At 45.1% G+C, this 16,176-nt stretch carries 16 protein-coding genes and 1 other RNA gene; 5 read left to right on the forward strand and 12 right to left on the reverse strand.

The genetic code is table 11. The annotated features are described in order from the left end of the window. Positions 1–170: 170 nt before the first annotated feature. Together AC6CIF_RS02305 and AC6CIF_RS02310 are read right to left on the reverse strand one after the other, a co-directional pair. Complete coding sequence (locus AC6CIF_RS02305) at positions 171–413, reverse strand: ferredoxin (RefSeq protein ID WP_017689369.1); 243 nt, start codon at positions 411–413, stop codon at positions 171–173. 116 nt (positions 414–529) lie between these two features. Then, positions 530–1,831, reverse strand: a complete 1,302-nt coding sequence (locus AC6CIF_RS02310) for a DNA polymerase IV (RefSeq protein ID WP_100529310.1) — start codon at positions 1,829–1,831, stop codon at positions 530–532. Positions 1,832–2,364: 533 nt separating this feature from the next. Here AC6CIF_RS02310 and cimA point away from each other — a divergent pair. Next, positions 2,365–3,984, forward strand: a complete 1,620-nt coding sequence (cimA, locus tag AC6CIF_RS02315; protein ID WP_498197669.1) for a citramalate synthase — start codon at positions 2,365–2,367, stop codon at positions 3,982–3,984. A gap of 119 nt (positions 3,985–4,103) precedes the next feature. Here the strand turns inward: cimA and AC6CIF_RS02320 are convergent, their stop codons facing one another. After that, entirely contained in the window at positions 4,104–4,655 is a 552-nt protein-coding gene (locus AC6CIF_RS02320) for a TlpA family protein disulfide reductase (protein ID WP_307413881.1), read from the reverse strand. A 226-nt stretch (positions 4,656–4,881) separates the two neighbouring features. On the opposite strand from AC6CIF_RS02320, the gene AC6CIF_RS02325 reads away from it, so the two are divergent. Then, a complete protein-coding gene (locus AC6CIF_RS02325; RefSeq protein ID WP_498197671.1) occupies positions 4,882–5,373 on the forward strand; it encodes a M67 family metallopeptidase in 492 nt (163 codons plus the stop codon). On the opposite strand, the gene AC6CIF_RS02330 is transcribed toward AC6CIF_RS02325, so the two are convergent. From AC6CIF_RS02330 to AC6CIF_RS02340, 3 genes are read right to left on the reverse strand one after another with little or no spacing between them, the layout of a single operon-like run. After that, the gene (locus tag AC6CIF_RS02330; protein WP_498197672.1) at positions 5,359–6,096 is read right to left on the reverse strand and encodes an exonuclease domain-containing protein; all 738 of its coding nucleotides are present in this window, start codon (positions 6,094–6,096) and stop codon (positions 5,359–5,361) included. The two genes, AC6CIF_RS02325 and AC6CIF_RS02330, sit on opposite strands and share 15 nt — an antisense overlap. Then, complete coding sequence (locus AC6CIF_RS02335; protein ID WP_498198191.1) at positions 6,093–7,178, reverse strand: DUF294 nucleotidyltransferase-like domain-containing protein; 1,086 nt, start codon at positions 7,176–7,178, stop codon at positions 6,093–6,095. Before AC6CIF_RS02335 ends, AC6CIF_RS02330 begins: the two co-directional genes overlap by 4 nt. A gap of 41 nt (positions 7,179–7,219) precedes the next feature. Further along, complete coding sequence (locus AC6CIF_RS02340) at positions 7,220–8,620, reverse strand: ammonium transporter (protein WP_076209021.1); 1,401 nt, start codon at positions 8,618–8,620, stop codon at positions 7,220–7,222. Between the two features lie 352 nt (positions 8,621–8,972). On the opposite strand from AC6CIF_RS02340, the gene AC6CIF_RS02345 reads away from it, so the two are divergent. After that, positions 8,973–9,401 (forward strand): MerR family transcriptional regulator, encoded by a 429-nt coding sequence (locus tag AC6CIF_RS02345; RefSeq protein WP_076209500.1) that lies wholly within the window; start codon positions 8,973–8,975, stop codon positions 9,399–9,401. Positions 9,402–9,429: 28 nt separating this feature from the next. Next, positions 9,430–10,110 carry a zinc metallopeptidase gene (locus tag AC6CIF_RS02350; protein WP_036609646.1) on the forward strand — a complete coding sequence of 227 codons (681 nt, stop codon included), beginning with the start codon at positions 9,430–9,432 and terminating at the stop codon, positions 10,108–10,110. Between the two features lie 37 nt (positions 10,111–10,147). Here the strand turns inward: AC6CIF_RS02350 and gltC are convergent, their stop codons facing one another. Together gltC and AC6CIF_RS02360 are read right to left on the reverse strand one after the other, a co-directional pair. Further along, positions 10,148–11,059 (reverse strand): glutamate biosynthesis transcriptional regulator GltC, encoded by a 912-nt coding sequence (gene gltC, locus AC6CIF_RS02355; protein ID WP_036609648.1) that lies wholly within the window; start codon positions 11,057–11,059, stop codon positions 10,148–10,150. 69 nt (positions 11,060–11,128) lie between these two features. Then, entirely contained in the window at positions 11,129–11,755 is a 627-nt protein-coding gene (locus tag AC6CIF_RS02360; protein ID WP_498197674.1) for a rhomboid family intramembrane serine protease, read from the reverse strand. A 148-nt stretch (positions 11,756–11,903) separates the two neighbouring features. On the opposite strand from AC6CIF_RS02360, the gene tpx reads away from it, so the two are divergent. Continuing rightward, positions 11,904–12,422, forward strand: a complete 519-nt coding sequence (gene tpx, locus AC6CIF_RS02365) for a thiol peroxidase (protein ID WP_036609653.1) — start codon at positions 11,904–11,906, stop codon at positions 12,420–12,422. A gap of 72 nt (positions 12,423–12,494) precedes the next feature. On the opposite strand, the gene AC6CIF_RS02370 is transcribed toward tpx, so the two are convergent. From AC6CIF_RS02370 to cshA, 4 genes are all read right to left on the reverse strand, one after another. Then, the gene (locus AC6CIF_RS02370) at positions 12,495–12,887 is read right to left on the reverse strand and encodes a DUF1499 domain-containing protein (protein ID WP_017689382.1); all 393 of its coding nucleotides are present in this window, start codon (positions 12,885–12,887) and stop codon (positions 12,495–12,497) included. Between the two features lie 182 nt (positions 12,888–13,069). Beyond that, positions 13,070–13,261, reverse strand: a non-coding RNA gene (gene ssrS, locus AC6CIF_RS02375) — 6S RNA. A 51-nt stretch (positions 13,262–13,312) separates the two neighbouring features. Continuing rightward, positions 13,313–14,125: a YesL family protein gene (locus AC6CIF_RS02380; RefSeq protein ID WP_017689383.1), complete on the reverse strand. Its 813-nt coding sequence runs from the start codon at positions 14,123–14,125 to the stop codon at positions 13,313–13,315. Positions 14,126–14,342: 217 nt separating this feature from the next. Further along, positions 14,343–15,938, reverse strand: coding sequence for a degradosome RNA helicase CshA (cshA, locus tag AC6CIF_RS02385; protein WP_047842381.1), 1,596 nt, complete (start codon positions 15,936–15,938; stop codon positions 14,343–14,345). Between the last annotated feature and the right edge of the window lie 238 nt (positions 15,939–16,176).

Here is a 16,176-nt window from a genome sequence, read left to right on the forward strand (position 1 = left end):
ATAACCAGGCGTTGAATCCATAGGACTTGAGTACCCGGTGGAACAAAGGGGGTTCGACAATGCTCGTCCTTGATCCATAGTCAGATAATCACAGTTAAATGAATGCAAAAAAAGCACCTTCCTTTGTCGTTAAGACAAAAGAAAGTGCTCTATGTTCATGTGAGAAATACTTAGCCTTCTTTATTGAAAGGCTCGTCCGCTACTTTGATTGAATCTGTAGGGCAGCCATCGCATGCATCCTGCATATCGTCAAACAAGTCGTCTGGAATAGCTTTGACACCATGGTTAGCATCGCCGTCAAAGATAACTTCAGCCAAACCTTCATCATCATAATCGTAGATGTCTGGAGCTGTTGCTCCACAAGCGCCACATGCGATGCATGTGTCTTTTTCAACCCAAGTATATTTACTCATTTACATTCTCTCCTCCTAAAATTCAAAACGTACAGTGTTTTTATCTAGAAACATATTAATACAAAGTAAGGATAATTACAAACATTTTGCAACCACAAGTCTCTATTATCCCTTATTTAATCAAGACTTTGCAAGTTATCTTTTTGCAGGGAAGTACCGCGCACTTTATGATTACGAAGCAGCACGGAAGGATCGTCTCCAAGCATGCCTGCGGTCACAACAGCATTCTCACCAAATTTATCACGTAACTGATCCATAATCCGAATCAGATTGTCCTTCTTGGGCTTCTGCTCATATTCGAACAAGTCCATCTGCACAGCGGATTCTTCTCTTGGAATCAGGTTCTGAAGTGTCACACCCAGCATGCGTACAGGCTTGCCACTACCCCAATGCTTCTCAAATAGTTTACAGGCCTCACGGTAAATGACCGTTGCATCCTCCGTAGGAACTTCCATTAGACGTGATCGGGTGATTGTCTTCATATCCGGTGTCCGGATTGTAATCTGAATACCCTGACTGAACATTTCGTGCTTGCGCAACCTTCTGGCTACCTGGTCACTTATATTGAGGAACACCCGATGAATCTCATTCATATCCGATACATCCGCCGGTAAAGTGGTTGTATGCCCAATGGATTTATTGGCCTCACGTTCCGCGTGAACTGCGGAATGGTTAATGCCATTCGCGGAATTTTTGAGCCATGCTCCATTAACTCCGAATAGTTCGGTCAACATGTTCTCATCCGACTTGGCCAATTGACCAATCGTTTCAATGCCCAGTTTTTTCAGCTTTTCAGCCGTTTTTTTGCCAATGCCAAACATCTCGTTACATGGTCTGTGCCAAAGAATCCGGGGTACGTCCCTCATGCGTAAAATGGAGATACCATTCGGTTTTTTCAGATCCGAAGCCATTTTCGCCAATAATTTGTTGGGTGCAATGCCAATGGAACATGGCAGCCCCAATTCATCCTTGATTCTACGCTGAATGCTCTCCGCAATCTCCATTGGATTCCCGAATTGCCTTGAACCTGTAATATCAAGATAACATTCATCAATGGATGTCGCCTCAAGTTGAGGCGTATAACTATACGCAATCTGCATGAACGCTCTTGAATATTGACGATATAAATGAAAATCAGGACGAATCACAATGAGATCAGGGCACTTTTTCATGGCTTGGTGCACAACCATACCTGTTGAGATGCCTCGATTACGAGCGGCATATGAGCAGGTTACAATTACACCCTTTCGCAGTTCACTGCTGCCTGCAACGGCCGTTGCTTTTCCTCTATATAAATCTGGTTCCTCGGCTTCATGTACAGAGCAGTAGAAAGCATTCATATCGACATGCAGAATCACCCGTCCGGCTGCTGGGTAATATTGATCCACATTTGCTGGAGGATTGCCGTCTGAAGACATCATGAACCCCCGCCCTTTCATGCACACTAATTAATGAAAACTAAATTACTTTCTTCTATAGTATATCAAACCTGTTATGTTAATTCAGTCACGAGCATTTATTTTCTGCGAGATCTGATCAGAGACCGAATAATTAACCATCCTACACTCACAAAAAATATCAAAGTGATCAGGGAAATAACCGTATTTTCCCATACAAAACTCAAAATCACCCCTCCATTTATTCCATATATTCCAATTAAAACTCAATAATAAATTATAACATACATCCGGATTATGATTAACATCCTTCTTTTTGCTCTAAAATCCGATAATTGTTACATGAAACTGCGATTTCTATGTAGCATTTGGCTATAATGGTGCTATAATAATTAATTATACAAATTGACGACTTTAGGACAAATCAGCGCATGGAGTTTAACACAGTGTAGCGTTGCCGAATCGAAGGATTCGTCCACTAACGTACTTAACAGCTTTTCCCAACTTACAATCCAAACTTTTAAAAGAGCGCTTTATCTCAAAGGAGGATCTTCATGTCAAAGGCCATTTCCATCTTCGATACGACTTTACGTGACGGCACACAAGGAGAGGGTGTCAGCTTATCGGCAGACGACAAACTCAAAATTGCCAAGAAGCTTGATGACCTGGGTGTCCATTATATTGAAGGCGGAATTCCCGGCAGCAATACCAAGGACATTGAGTTTTTCAAAAGAGTCAAGGAATTAAACCTGAACGCAAAGGTTGTTGCTTTTGGCAGTACCCGCCGAAAAGGCAGTGTTGCTAGTGAAGACGCCAACCTGAAGCGCATGATCGAATCTGGTGCTCAGGCTGCAACCTTGGTCGGTAAATCATGGGACTTCCATGTGCATACCGCTTTGCAGACTACTTTGGAAGAAAATTTGTCCATGATCTATGATTCCATCTCCTATCTGAAACAGAATGGTATGGAAGTGATCTTTGATGCAGAACACTTCTTTGACGGATTCAAACATAACCCGGAGTATGCTCAAGCGGTCTTGACCAAGGCCCACGAAGCTGGAGCGGACTGGCTCGTTATGTGTGATACCAACGGCGGGACGATGCCAAACGAGGTGCACGAGATCGTATCCACACTGCATAGAAGCCTGCCTCATGCACATCTCGGCATCCATACACATAATGATTGTGAACTGGCTGTGGCCAACACACTCAGCGCTGTACAAGCCGGAGCCCGTCAGGTGCAAGGAACGATGAATGGTTATGGAGAGCGTTGCGGTAACGCCAATCTCGCATCCATTATCCCGAACCTGCAACTGAAACTTGGCTATGAATGTGTTACTGATGATTCCATGAGACAACTTACAAACGTGGCTCGTTATGTTAGCGAGATTGCCAATGTGAATATGCCGATTAATCAGCCTTATGTTGGCAATGCTGCTTTTGCTCACAAAGGTGGAATTCACGTCTCTGCCATCCTGCGGGATTCACGTACCTATGAACACATCGTGCCTGAACTGGTTGGTAACAAACAACGTGTGCTGGTGTCTGAACTTGCCGGACAAAGTAACATTGTATCCAAAGCACAGGAACTGGGGCTTGAGTTCGATCCAAGCAGCGCCAATTCACGTCAGATTATTGAGAAAATCAAAGACCTGGAACATCAGGGTTACCAGTTCGAAGGCGCAGATGCTTCGCTTGAATTGTTAATTCGTGAAGCGAACGGTGACATGAAAGAATTGTTCACGTTTGAATCATTCAAAATGCTTGTGGAGAAAACGGCGGGTAAATCCGTTGTATCTGAAGCTTTTGTCAAAGTGAATATCGCTGGAACAAGCGCTTATACCGCTGCTGAGGGCAATGGTCCGGTTAACGCACTCGATAACGCCCTTCGGAAAGCGCTGGTGCAATACTTCCCTTCCCTTGCCAACATGCATCTGTCAGACTACAAAGTGCGTGTTCTGGATGAGAAGGATGCTACAGCTGCCAAAGTTCGTGTATTGATCGAATCCAAAAATACGGAAAACACATGGAACACTGTTGGTGTATCCGAGAACGTAATTGAAGCAAGTTGGGAAGCGCTCGTTCACAGTTTCCGCTATGCTTTGCTTCAAGAAAAATTACAGGATGAGCCGGGCACACTCCCTATTCCTGCTCATGGGATAAGCAACCACTAAAGTGCATGTTCAAAAAAGCGTTTTTTGAACAACCTGTTAACGCTTATTTCCCGGAAAATATAAAGAAGCCTCTGTACCCATGATTCATGGATGCAAAGGCTTCTTTGTTTACATGAAAATTAATTTGCAATTAACTTTTTAATCTTACGTTCCAACTCTTTCTCAGGCAATATGCCCAGAACAATCTCCTGTATAACTCCTCTGGAGTCAATCAGAACATTCGTTGGAAAAGCCACCCCATTGTATTGAGCATACACTGTCCCCTTCTCATCCAAGGGAATAGGGAATGTCAGTTGGTACTCATCCACAAAAGCTTTGGCATCCTTGAGTTTATCGTAGGATGTTACATTAACACCATAGAGGTCAAGCTTATCCTTGTATTTCGCAGCCATTCTGTTCAGCTCTGGTGCTTCTTGCTTACACGGCTCACACCAGGATGCCCAGAAACTGACGAACGTGGCCTTATCTTTGGCACCGCCCACACTATACGTCTTCCCATCCATTGCTGTCAGAGAAAAAGCAGGCGCCAGAAGACCCGCACGTGGTCCCGTCTCTGTAGGCATCGGTTCTTCCTGCTTAAAGACGGCTGCAATGCCGTCACCCGCATTCTGGGCCAGTGCAATACCAACCAGCAAGACAACACCAAGGAGTATGTATATGTTTCGTTTCATAACCCGCCACCCTTTTATATAATTAGCATATTGAAACTGAAACCGTAATTTCTGCACATGCTAAGTGTTTATCACGCTCTATGACAGTTCACCAGAACATGATTCCCAAATGTTCTCTTTATTATTGTACCCTTTTCCTTTAAAATTTTACAATCCGCATCACAGAAAATAAAATGAAAAAGGACTCCTGCCTAAGCAGGAGCCAAAGAGAGAGGGGTGAATACAAATGGCAGCACTTCACAGGCAGCAAAACGTCTTCTACATCCCATCTTCCGTAGAACAAGAGATGTCAAAGCACATGTTCCTTTCGCTGCCGCAAGAAGCCTGCGGGGTTATGCTGGGTGAAACCGCAGCGGGCGGTATACGAATCAGTCGGTTTCAGCCCATTCGTAACGTAGCACCTGACCCGCTGCACCATTTTACTCTAGACGATGCCGAATGGATTCGGTGCGTATTCTCCGAACCTAAGCTCATTGGCATCTTCCATTCTCATCCGCATACAAGGCCTGTTCCTTCCCTAGAGGACATGCAAGCTCTTCCTGCCTTCGCCGGTTTGCTCCAAATGTACCTCATCGGCTCACCTGACCTAACAAGCGGGTTGCTATCTCATATGCATCTGAACGGTTATCTGATTGAATCCTCGATGGAATCGCAGGATCCGGCACACCGCGTTGTACCTTCATACAATCTGCTTCCCGTTCCGTTATGCGTGACTTAGCTGGGTATACAGATCACCCAAGGTTTCCACATTTTTATGAGTCATGTCCTCCAAGTAGCAAGACCATAACTGCGCAGTCATTTTCGAATCTTCCAGTGCATGGTGACGCCCATAGATCGGAATCCCTCTGGATTCCAGCAATTCATCCAGACCATACCCCGGCCTGCTTGGTTCAAGCCAGCGGGCCAACATCATCGTATCAATTAAACGATGTGTCAGTCTTACTTTTGAAGTCCGCCACAGAGCAGCATTCAGAAAGGCTCGGTCATGCGCACTTGCGTGTGCAATCAGAACATTTCCACCTACAAAAGACATGAAATCATGCAGTCCCTCCAGCAAAGTTGGTGCGTCCAACGTCATCTCCTGTGTAATACCTGTAAGTTCAGTAATATGTTCCGGAACCGCAGTCTTGGACTGCACCACCGTATAGAACTGCTCCCCTTCCACTACCACACCACCATGTATACGGACCGCACCAAATGAGATAATCTCATCCCCATGCTGGGGCGAAAAACCCGTCGTTTCCAGGTCAAATACAACTGCGTCCAGCTCATTTAGAGGTGTATGCAGAACCTCAGGTCTGCGCTGTTCTCTCATCATCGAGCGGATAAACGCCATGTGTTGCGCCGTAGGGGCTCCCATAATGGAAGCGATGGCGGAAGGAACCCCTCCCTGACGCAGCGAATTCCAGAATCCTGTATTGCCCCTTGCCGGCTCTCTCATGGACGTCTCCTTTCTGCAAAACGCAACTGTCTTTGCAGAGCTCGATGCACTCGTCGTACCAATCCGAGCGTATCCCTGAGCTCATAATGAATCTGTTTTTGTTTCATCTGTTTCTCATCCAGGAACCCACTACTATGTTGCAATTCCCCTTGGATGACAACCGGTGTACTTCTGCGAAATTTCAATGCGGCTAAGAAGGCCCGCTGGCATGCATCCAGTAATGTAAATGGAACAGCTTCAAGTGAAGTCAATCTCTCCATTCTTTTTAACGTAGATGACTCCTTGATCCCATGTTGCAAAGCCAAATAACGGGCACTGTTCACCAGCGGAATGTACAAACCATACTTGACATCAAATCCGCCTGCATGTTCACCAAATCGTTCTGTGACCACACGTCCAAGTACATTTAATGTAGCTTTATGTTTAACCGTATTGCGAAGAACTGCATCCGAAAGTTCAGGAACCAGTCTGAACTGTTCATAAAAACTCGTGATCCATTCCTCCGCCAGACTCTGCTCACCTGCAACAAAACGCATGTCTGAAGCAATAATCAGATTACGAACGGGCTCCCAATTCAGATCCGAGCTCCAATCTGCTAATTGTTGCTTCCATGACGCCAGTGTTTTTCTCCAGAGTGGCTCAGAGCACATGACTTTGCCTTCGCATTTGGCGTAACCAAGCTCTTCCAACATATCCGTCATTCGCTGTCCGAGCTGAGCAAAATATTCCTCTTTACCTTCATGCGGAGTATCGCTAATGATCATGCCATTATCCTGATCACTCCATAGTGTTGCTTCTTCCCTGCCGGAACTGCCAAATACGATAAAGGCATAGGGGACGGGAGGGTGGCCGAAGCCTTCCTCAACCATCCCCTGAATGCATAACTCTACTGCTTTCCGTGCAATCCGGTCATGCAGTTCATTTACCGTTTGGTACCACTCGATCGGCGACAAGGAAGCGGACAACAATTCCTGGAGCTCGTTCTGTAATATCACACGTGCCTGGCGCAGCTCTTGAGAAGACACCGCACCATCGATTCCCTGATAAGACCAGGAATAGTTTGTATACGAGATGGGTTCCATCATGTCCAGCCTCCTTGAAGCATGATTCAGCATCATTCACCTCAGGAGCTGAACGTACCACCATTGGATTTAGAATCTGCATTTTTCATTTGTTCAGGGTATCCGTAAGTACCGTGCTCACTGATATCCAGACCCATTGTTTCTTCTTCTTCAGTAACGCGGATGCCCATGATTGCTTTCATACCGCCCAGAATAATGAAGGACATTACCAGTACGAAGGCAAAAGCACCTGCCAGACCGAGAAGCTGTACGCCCAATTGGTGGAATCCACCGCCATAGAACAGACCCGCTTGACCTACACCGGCATTCTCGGCAAGTTCAGGAGTAGCGAACAAACCCGTGGAGATCGCACCCCACATTCCAGCAATACCATGCACGGAGAAAGCGTAGATTGGATCGTCAATTCCTTTACGATCGAAGTACTGTGCTGTGAAGAATGTGATGATACCCGCCAGAGCACCGATAACCAGCGCTGCCCAAGGTTCAACGAATGCACATGCTCCTGTAATCGCAACGAGTGCCGCAAGCACACCGTTTAACATGCTAGGAATATCAGACTTACCAAGTACTGCCCATGAGATCAACAGCGCAGCAACACCACCGGCTGCAGCAGCTACGTTAGTAGTTAATGCAACATAACCGAAGAATCCATCTCCCATGGCAGACAATGTACTACCTGGGTTGAATCCGAACCAACCGATCCAGAGGATGATAACCCCGAGTACGGAATACACTTGGTTGTGACCTGGAATGATGTTAGGTTTGCCGTCTTTGTTATATTTACCAATACGTGGTTTCAACAAGATGGTCGCTACCAATGCTGCAGTTGCACCAGTCAAGTGAACAACTGTCGATCCCGCAAAGTCTTGCATACCCAGCTCAGCCAACCAGCCGCCGCCCCATACCCAGTGAGCAACAACCGGATACATGATAATGGTATACAGTGTACCGAAAACAATATATACGCTCATCTTTGCACGTTCAGCCATACCACCGCAGGCAATGGCCAGAGATACCGCCGCAAAGGCGAGGTGGAATACGAATTTAATGGTCAGCGGAACATCCGAGAAAGCCAGTGATTCAAAGGAAGCCGCCATACTGTCTCCACTTAGGAAGAATCCGGTAGTTCCAAAAAATCCATTACCATTACCAAAGCCTAGACCAAAACCCAGTCCCCAGAAGGCAATAACTGAAATCCCCAATGTCAGGATGGTCTTACCCGCAATGTGTCCTGCATTCTTCATCCGTGTTGAACCCGCTTCGAGTAAAGCAAATCCCCCTTGCATCAAGAACACGAGTACCACAGCCAGAAACGTAAAGGCTGAGTTCAAACCACTTTGAAGTTCAATGTTAGTCGGACCCTCCGCAGCCGCAAATGCGCTGACCGGAAAAGCGAACAAAGTAAGCATTACTAACACGGAAACCAACCATTTCTTTCTCATATACCCCACTCCCTCTTATGTTAAGTTTCTTCACATAACGTGAAACTCTTAATGTCATTATAAGCAGAAGAGAGGAAAGTTGACAAGAGTATTTTCATCAAAACTGAAAATTATTTCTGGGAATAAAGTCATACGTCTTTTTCTTGCACTTAAGTACATAATCACATTCTATGAGCACATAGATATAGAAATGCAGTATGGTGATTGCCAAAGCATAACGTTTGACTGTACGGTTAAAGATCATGTATCATACTCATTAGTAAGAAAAATTGGGCGTAGTCTAGAAATTCACAAGTGGAAACTACAATTCCCTACATTTGAACTTGCAAGCGAGGTGAATATCATTGGGGATATGAAACTTTTTCGGATTGGCGAACTTGCCAAGACCGCTGGTGTTAGTGAACGGACGATTGATTATTACACAAAGCTTGGACTAATCTCTCCCGAAGAACGTACACAAAAAAATTATCGTCTCTATAGTAATGAAACTTTAACGAGGCTTGAACGTATTGTACAGATGAAACAAGAGAAGTATAGTCTCGACGAGATTAAGCAATCTCTTGAGAAGTGGCGTCTGGTTAGTACAGAAGAACAGGTTGCCAGCAAATTGACAACATTGGAGCTTCATGTACAACAACTTGAGCGAGAGGTTAACGAGCTCAAACCGCTACTTGGAGAGATGAAACCTGTACAAGCACGTAAAATGATGGCAGGACTCCTCACCAAAAGTGCCGGTACAATGGAGGCACTAAAAATCTTGCTTGAGAACACCATGATGTAGCTTATTCTTAGAAAGCGGAGGAATGAATATGAGTTTTAATAACGGTATGTTCGTATTGATCATTATCGCCTTTTTGCTCTCTTTATGGGCGCAATTTCGCGTTAAAGGTACGTTTAGACGTTGGTCGGAGGTACCGAACCAGAACGGAATGACTGGTTACGATGCCGCTCGCCAGATGCTTGATGCTAACGGTCTGCATGATGTTCCAATTGAACCTGTACGCGGCACGCTCTCTGATCACTACGATCCGATCAATCGGGTTGTACGTTTATCAGAACCAGTATATTATGAAAACTCAATCTCAGCTGTTTCGGTAGCGTGTCACGAAGTTGGCCACGCCATTCAGCATAAAGAAAGTTATCCGATGCTGGCACTGCGTCACCGGATCTTCCCCATTGTGAACTTTGCATCCGGATTAGCTCCATTCCTGTTGATTGCAGGATTCATCTTCAATGCCATGAACCTTGTAGGTATCGGTATCATCTTCTTCTCCGTAACTGTAGCATTCCAACTCATCACTTTACCGGTTGAGTTCAATGCAAGTAATCGCGCTAGAGAGATTATGGTATCCGAAGGGTACATCCGTAATGAAGAAGAAAAAGGTGTTGCAAAGGTTCTGAATGCCGCAGCCTTGACTTACGTTGCTGCCGCGTTGATCTCACTGCTTGAGTTGATTCGTTACATCGGAATCTTCAACAGCCGCGATTAATTGGGTACCTAATAAAACAAAAAACAATACCCCACCGTTAATCGGATGGGGTATTGTTTTGTTGTAAACCGAAATAATCAAGCAAGAATGAACGAAAGGACTGAGCAACCAGCGGCAGTTTATCATGAGCACGATGAATTAACCCGATAGTTCGCGTTACTTTTGGATGAGAGATAGCCACATGTGCCGGTTGCAAAGGGTTCGTCTGGAATAACGCCATCTCAGGCAGCAGACTGACCCCCATGCCCGCAGCGACCAATCCGCGGATGGTGTCGGTCTCTTCCCCTTCAAAAGCAATCTTGGGTGTAAAACCAGCTTCCAGACAGGCATGCCACACAATAGGACGAAGAGAATAACCTTTGCTGAACAATACAAATTTATCATCCTTGAGCTGTTCAAGCGCAATTGTCTCTTCACCAGCTAACGGGTGATTAGGAGGAAGGATCGCATGTAATTCTTCCGTGAGTACAATATCGCCATCTACTTGATCATGCTTCTCTGGAAAAGGAGAAATGAATGCCAAGTCTACCTCTCCGGATAACACATCACGAATCAGCGTAGGGAACATCCCCTGCTTGAATCTGAATTTCACGTTGGGGTAGCGCTGACGGAAAGCAGCCACCACGGAAGGAATGAGATGAATCCCCAGGCTATGCGGAAACCCAATTCGAATCTCTCCATGCTCCGGGTCCAGAAACTCATGAACTTCCCCAACTGCCTTGTCCAAATCTTTTAATATACCTTCAATTCGTTTGCAAAAAAGCTGCCCCACTGCAGTCAACTGCAGGTTTCGTCCCTTTTGCATAAAAAGGTCCACGCCCAGTTCTTCTTCCAGCTGATGAATCTGACGACTCACCGCCGACTGTGCCACATGCAACTCTTCAGCAGCCTGTGTTACATGTTCCTTCTGTGCCACTTTCAAAAAGTAATGCAACTGTCTTAATTCCACTCGCCTGATCGCTCCAATCTGTTATACCCTACTTATCCTTGATTGCATTCCATCTTGAGAACGTTCTGACTACCGCTTTAAGCTGCGGGGTTTCCACAATCTAATCAACAGTCCGTAAATAAAGAATCCACCCAACAATCCCCCAAGGTGTGCCATCCAATTGATGCCCGACATGGCGAAGGAGAATATGATTCCGAACAAAAGCAACGTGTACATCGTTTTGCGCGAAGCCTCGTCCATCATTGTTCGCTGGAACAGTGCTACATACAGGAATGCACCATAGACGGCATAGATCGCTCCTGAAGCCCCTACCGAGATGGTAATACTCCCAACCGAGTTGTACCACGCAACAGCAAGAATATTACCCAATACACCGCCACCCAGGTACAATACACCATACCTTACCGACCCAAGCAACCGCTCCATCGGTGGTGCAAATACGATTAACGCAAAGCTGTTAAACAATAAATGACTGAAGCCCGCATGCAGGAACATGGATGTAATGTAACGCCACCATTCATGTGCGAACAGTTCATGATTCGTAAGTGCCCCGAATTTCAGCAGCACCATATTGTTCGTTGATCCACCGTTCACCGTTAACACAATAAACATGACTACATTGGCAATTAAAAAAAGCGACGTCAAAGGGAAATACTTCAAATAAACTTTCCAGTTCTCATAGCGAATAAATATCATAAATTTCTTCTTTCACTCCACCCTGTTCAGATCGGACTTACATCTCTGATCCATCGTAATGGTACATGCCCGAATTGGACAATGCCTTTCATAAAAGATTATAATGGATTTTGGCACGGATCACCAATTTATAAGGAGGAACATTATTATGACACAAGAACGTACAGGCGCAGCCACATTTAAAGGCAACCCTATTACATTGATCGGACCCGAACTGAAAGTGGGCGATCAAGCACCTGATTTTACACTGAGCAAGAACCTGGTTGAGGATGCTTCCCTGAAAGACTTCGCAGGCAAAATCAAATTAATCAGCGTTGTTCCTTCCCTGGATACTGGCGTATGCGATGCGCAAACTCGTCGTTTCAACGTGGAAGCTGGAGAACTCGGAGACAATGTTGTTGTCTTGACAGTAAGCGTTGACCTTCCGTTTGCTCAGGCTCGTTGGTGTGGAGCAGCTGGTGTTGACCGCGTAGTTACATTGTCAGACTACAAAACACGTTCTTTCGGTGAAGACTACGGCGTTCTGATCAAAGAATTCCAACTCGACATGCGCTCCATTTTTGTTTTGGATGCCGAAGACCGGATTACATATGTGGAGTATTTGCCTGAAATGACAGACTCCCCTAACTTCGAACAAGCGATTGCTGCTGTAAAAGCTTTGCTGTAGAAGTTATCATACGTTCAGAACAAAAGCGAGGAAGGTTAACCTTCACTCGCTTTTTGTTATTTATCATCTATTTCAATCATTTGCTTTATACTTGCTTAGCTTTTTATCCAGTACAGAGAATAAGTTCATAATCGTGCGATAATTGGAGCCCAAGTCTCCAAGTGAACCACGTGAAGCTGAATACATATCCACCGCACTGCGAACAGGACTTACTGAGATAATGGAAACTGTAATATCCATCGTCCGTCCAAAGGTAGTCCGCTTCTCCAGAATAACTTCTCCAACAGAAGGTACTTCATGCAGCACTTTATAACCCGGAATCTTTTTGAGTGTCGAAGAGACCTCTTCCCAGGCTCTGTCTTTGGATAAGTTATAATACCGTGTTTTTAATTTGGGATCCTTGGCTCGATCGCTGGTCCCCTCCATGCTGCGGATGATACCGACGAGCGTTCTCTTTAAGGTCAAGACCCTTCCTCCTTTGATTGTAACCGTTCCATTTATGTATCTTAGTGTAACATTGTTCAAGTAGTAACAAAAGGGCAAGCATCATATTTACCATAAAACCAATCAAAAACATTCATCACAACTTAAAAACACCCTGAAATTCCTTTTGTAGAGGAAAAGTCAGGGTGCTGTACATGAAGATTTAGGAACCCGCCTATGCCGTCCGGCTACATTGTCTTATGAACCTGCTTGGCAGGTGGGTGACCGCAAAAATGCTTTTTGAAGTCCCCATGTCGTATAGACAGGGCTTTTCAGCAACATTCTGTGTTGATCTCCCGAAGACATCATCATTGGTTCAAAACAACGAATAACCGAAACGTACATCGCAGGATGTACAATTATTATATCCCTAACTGTGTAAAAAGTAAATGGCGATCCATCATGTTTTATTTTTGCAATGTAATGTTTTTGTCGTCTGATGGCTCAGATGTTTCACCATTCTCTGCTGATTGTTCAGCCAGCGCAGCAGCTTCCTCTTCTTCCTTCTTGAGTTGCATCTTCTCCATCTGCTCCTGCATCTTGTTGAAGGTTGCGTAGAAGTTAAAGAAAGCGAACCAAGCAATGATGCTGATAATGAAGAAAACGAACAAGACCGGATAACGGAAACCGATGTAGAACAGCAATCCACTTCCCAGCAATGTGGAAAATACACGGAATGGTCTGATCAGCGTAAGCAATACCGCGTTTTTGATAATGAGTCCGATGGACATATGATAGTGAACAACCATCGAGAAAAAGTTAAAGAGTGATACAAATAACAAGAGAAGCAGTACTAACATGATGATTCCCACGAGCTGCATATTGCGGAACTGCGTCATGTACACTGTATAATCCAGATACATAATCGCGAACAGCAGTGTGTAAAAAATGCCCCCAATTAAACTTTGCTTGTAGTTTTCCTTGTAACCTACAAAGAAAGTACGGAAGATCGGTACATCCGTATCGCCCATATTCCATTTACGAACAACCGTAAACAGCGCCGAAGTCGCCGGGAACAGTGTAAGCGGTGCCACAATAGCTATAGCCCAGTTCATTTGCAATGATTCATTTGCGAGGTTCTGCTGCATCACGAGCAGTTTCATAATCAAGAAAAACAAGAACGGAGACGAACAAATAGCCCACAACAGATTGGTTGCGGCCAGTCTCGTAATCCACTCTGTAAGCCGGTAGATCCCACCCATAGCTCCTTTAAATTCCAAACATTTCTCCTCCTCTGCAGCCTTGCGAATTACCTGAAGTCTAATATTAATATACCTTATTATAGATAGGAAAAGCCAGTACTTCCCGAAAAGAGATCGTCATTATCCCTAGCTAGCGTCTCTGGCCGCTTCTGGCAGTGAAATAAAATGATGCAGTAATTTTGAAAATAAAAAATGGAGCAGTTGCCCGCTCCATTTTCCAGATCATACGTTTATATTACTCGAAAGAAGAATCTTTCGCTGGACGACGTCCTTCGTTACTGCTTGGACGCGGTTTGCGGTCACGGTTGTAACCACCTTCTCTGCTTCCACCGCCAGTGCTGCTGCCGCTGTTACGATCACGGTTGTAACCGCCACGTCCGCTGCCACTGCTGTTGCGATCGCGGTTGTAACCACCACCACTGCCGCCGCTACCACTTGTGCGGTTACCGCTGTAACCCGATGGTTTACGTCCGCCAGAGCGAACATCCGGTTTACGACGTTTTGCACGGATTGGATCTTCAGGAGTCAGATCAACTTGAGCATCTTTCTTGTCACCTGTCAGGAGCTTCAGTGCAGCCGACAACAGTTGAACAGAATCATATTGCTCAAGCATTTGAATCGCAATACCTTTGTATTCGTTCAGTTCGCCTGATTGTACGATTTCCAGCAAGCGTTCTGCTGTCAAACGTTGTTTACCTTCAACCGCTTCTGCCATTGTTGGCAGTGGTTTACGTGGAATACGGTGACGTGTTACACGCTCGATGAAGTGCAAGTGATCAATCTCACGCGGTGTAACGAAGGACCAAGCAGCACCCTCTTTACCCGCACGACCTGTACGACCGATACGGTGAACATAACTCTCCGGATCTTGCGGAAGGTCAAAGTTAACAACGTGAGTTACGCCAGATACGTCGAGACCACGTGCAGCCACGTCTGTTGCAACGAGTACGTCAATGCTGCCGTCACGGAACTTACGCATTACCGCATCACGTTGATTCTGGGACAAGTCACCATGAAGACCGTCTGCAGAATATCCACGTTTTTGCAAAGCTTCAGCCAATTCGTCAACACGACGTTTTGTACGTCCGAATACGATCGCCAGTTCAGGAGATTCCATATCCAACAAACGGCTCAATGCTTCGAATTTTTGACGCTCAGGTACTTCGATATAGGATTGGTCAATCAATGGTGCACTAACATGTTTCGGAATCACAGAAATGTGTTCAGGATTGTTCAAGAATTGTTGTGCCAATTTTTGAATGTTAGGAGGCATTGTTGCTGAGAACAGCATGGTTTGGCGCTCGTCTGGAACTTGTTTCAGGATGGATTGGATATCCTCCATGAAACCCATGTCGAGCATTTCATCTGCTTCATCCAGTACAACAGTTTGTACATCATCTAGTTTGATTGTTTTGCGGTTGATGTGGTCAAGGAGACGTCCAGGTGTACCAATGATGATTTGTGGTTTTCTTTTCAGTGCACGGATTTGACGCACGATATCTTGTCCGCCGTAGATTGGCAGGGAGCGAAGACCTTTGAAGCGAGTAAGTTTTTCGATCTCTTCAGCAACTTGAATTGCAAGTTCACGTGTAGGTGCCATAATAAGGGCGCGGATTTTCTCGTCACTTTTTGAGATTTTGCTGATCAACGGAATACCGAATGCAGCTGTTTTACCCGTACCTGTTTGAGCTTGACCAATCAAATCTCTGCCTTCGAGTGCCAAAGGAATCGCTTTGGATTGGATCGGTGTTGCTTCTTCAAACCCGAGCTCAGTGATGGCTTGCAGCACCAGTGGTTCAAGATTGAAATCTGTAAAGTTTAAATTTGTCAAAATTATTCATGCTCCTTTTATATGGTGGACATGGTGGACAATCCACTTTGTTGTCTGTATTCTTAAGTAGCGTTAATATTTATAGGGTATCCCAACGGGACGAATTATTTTCACTAACGAATATAATTCCATGAATGGGTCCCCAACATAAGACTAAAACTACATACATGTGTTTGAAACATTTCAAAATTTTATTGCTCCATTTAGGAAAAGTTTCCTACTCAAGAATATCCACAAA

The organism is Paenibacillus sp. GQ49 (assembly GCF_059759055.1).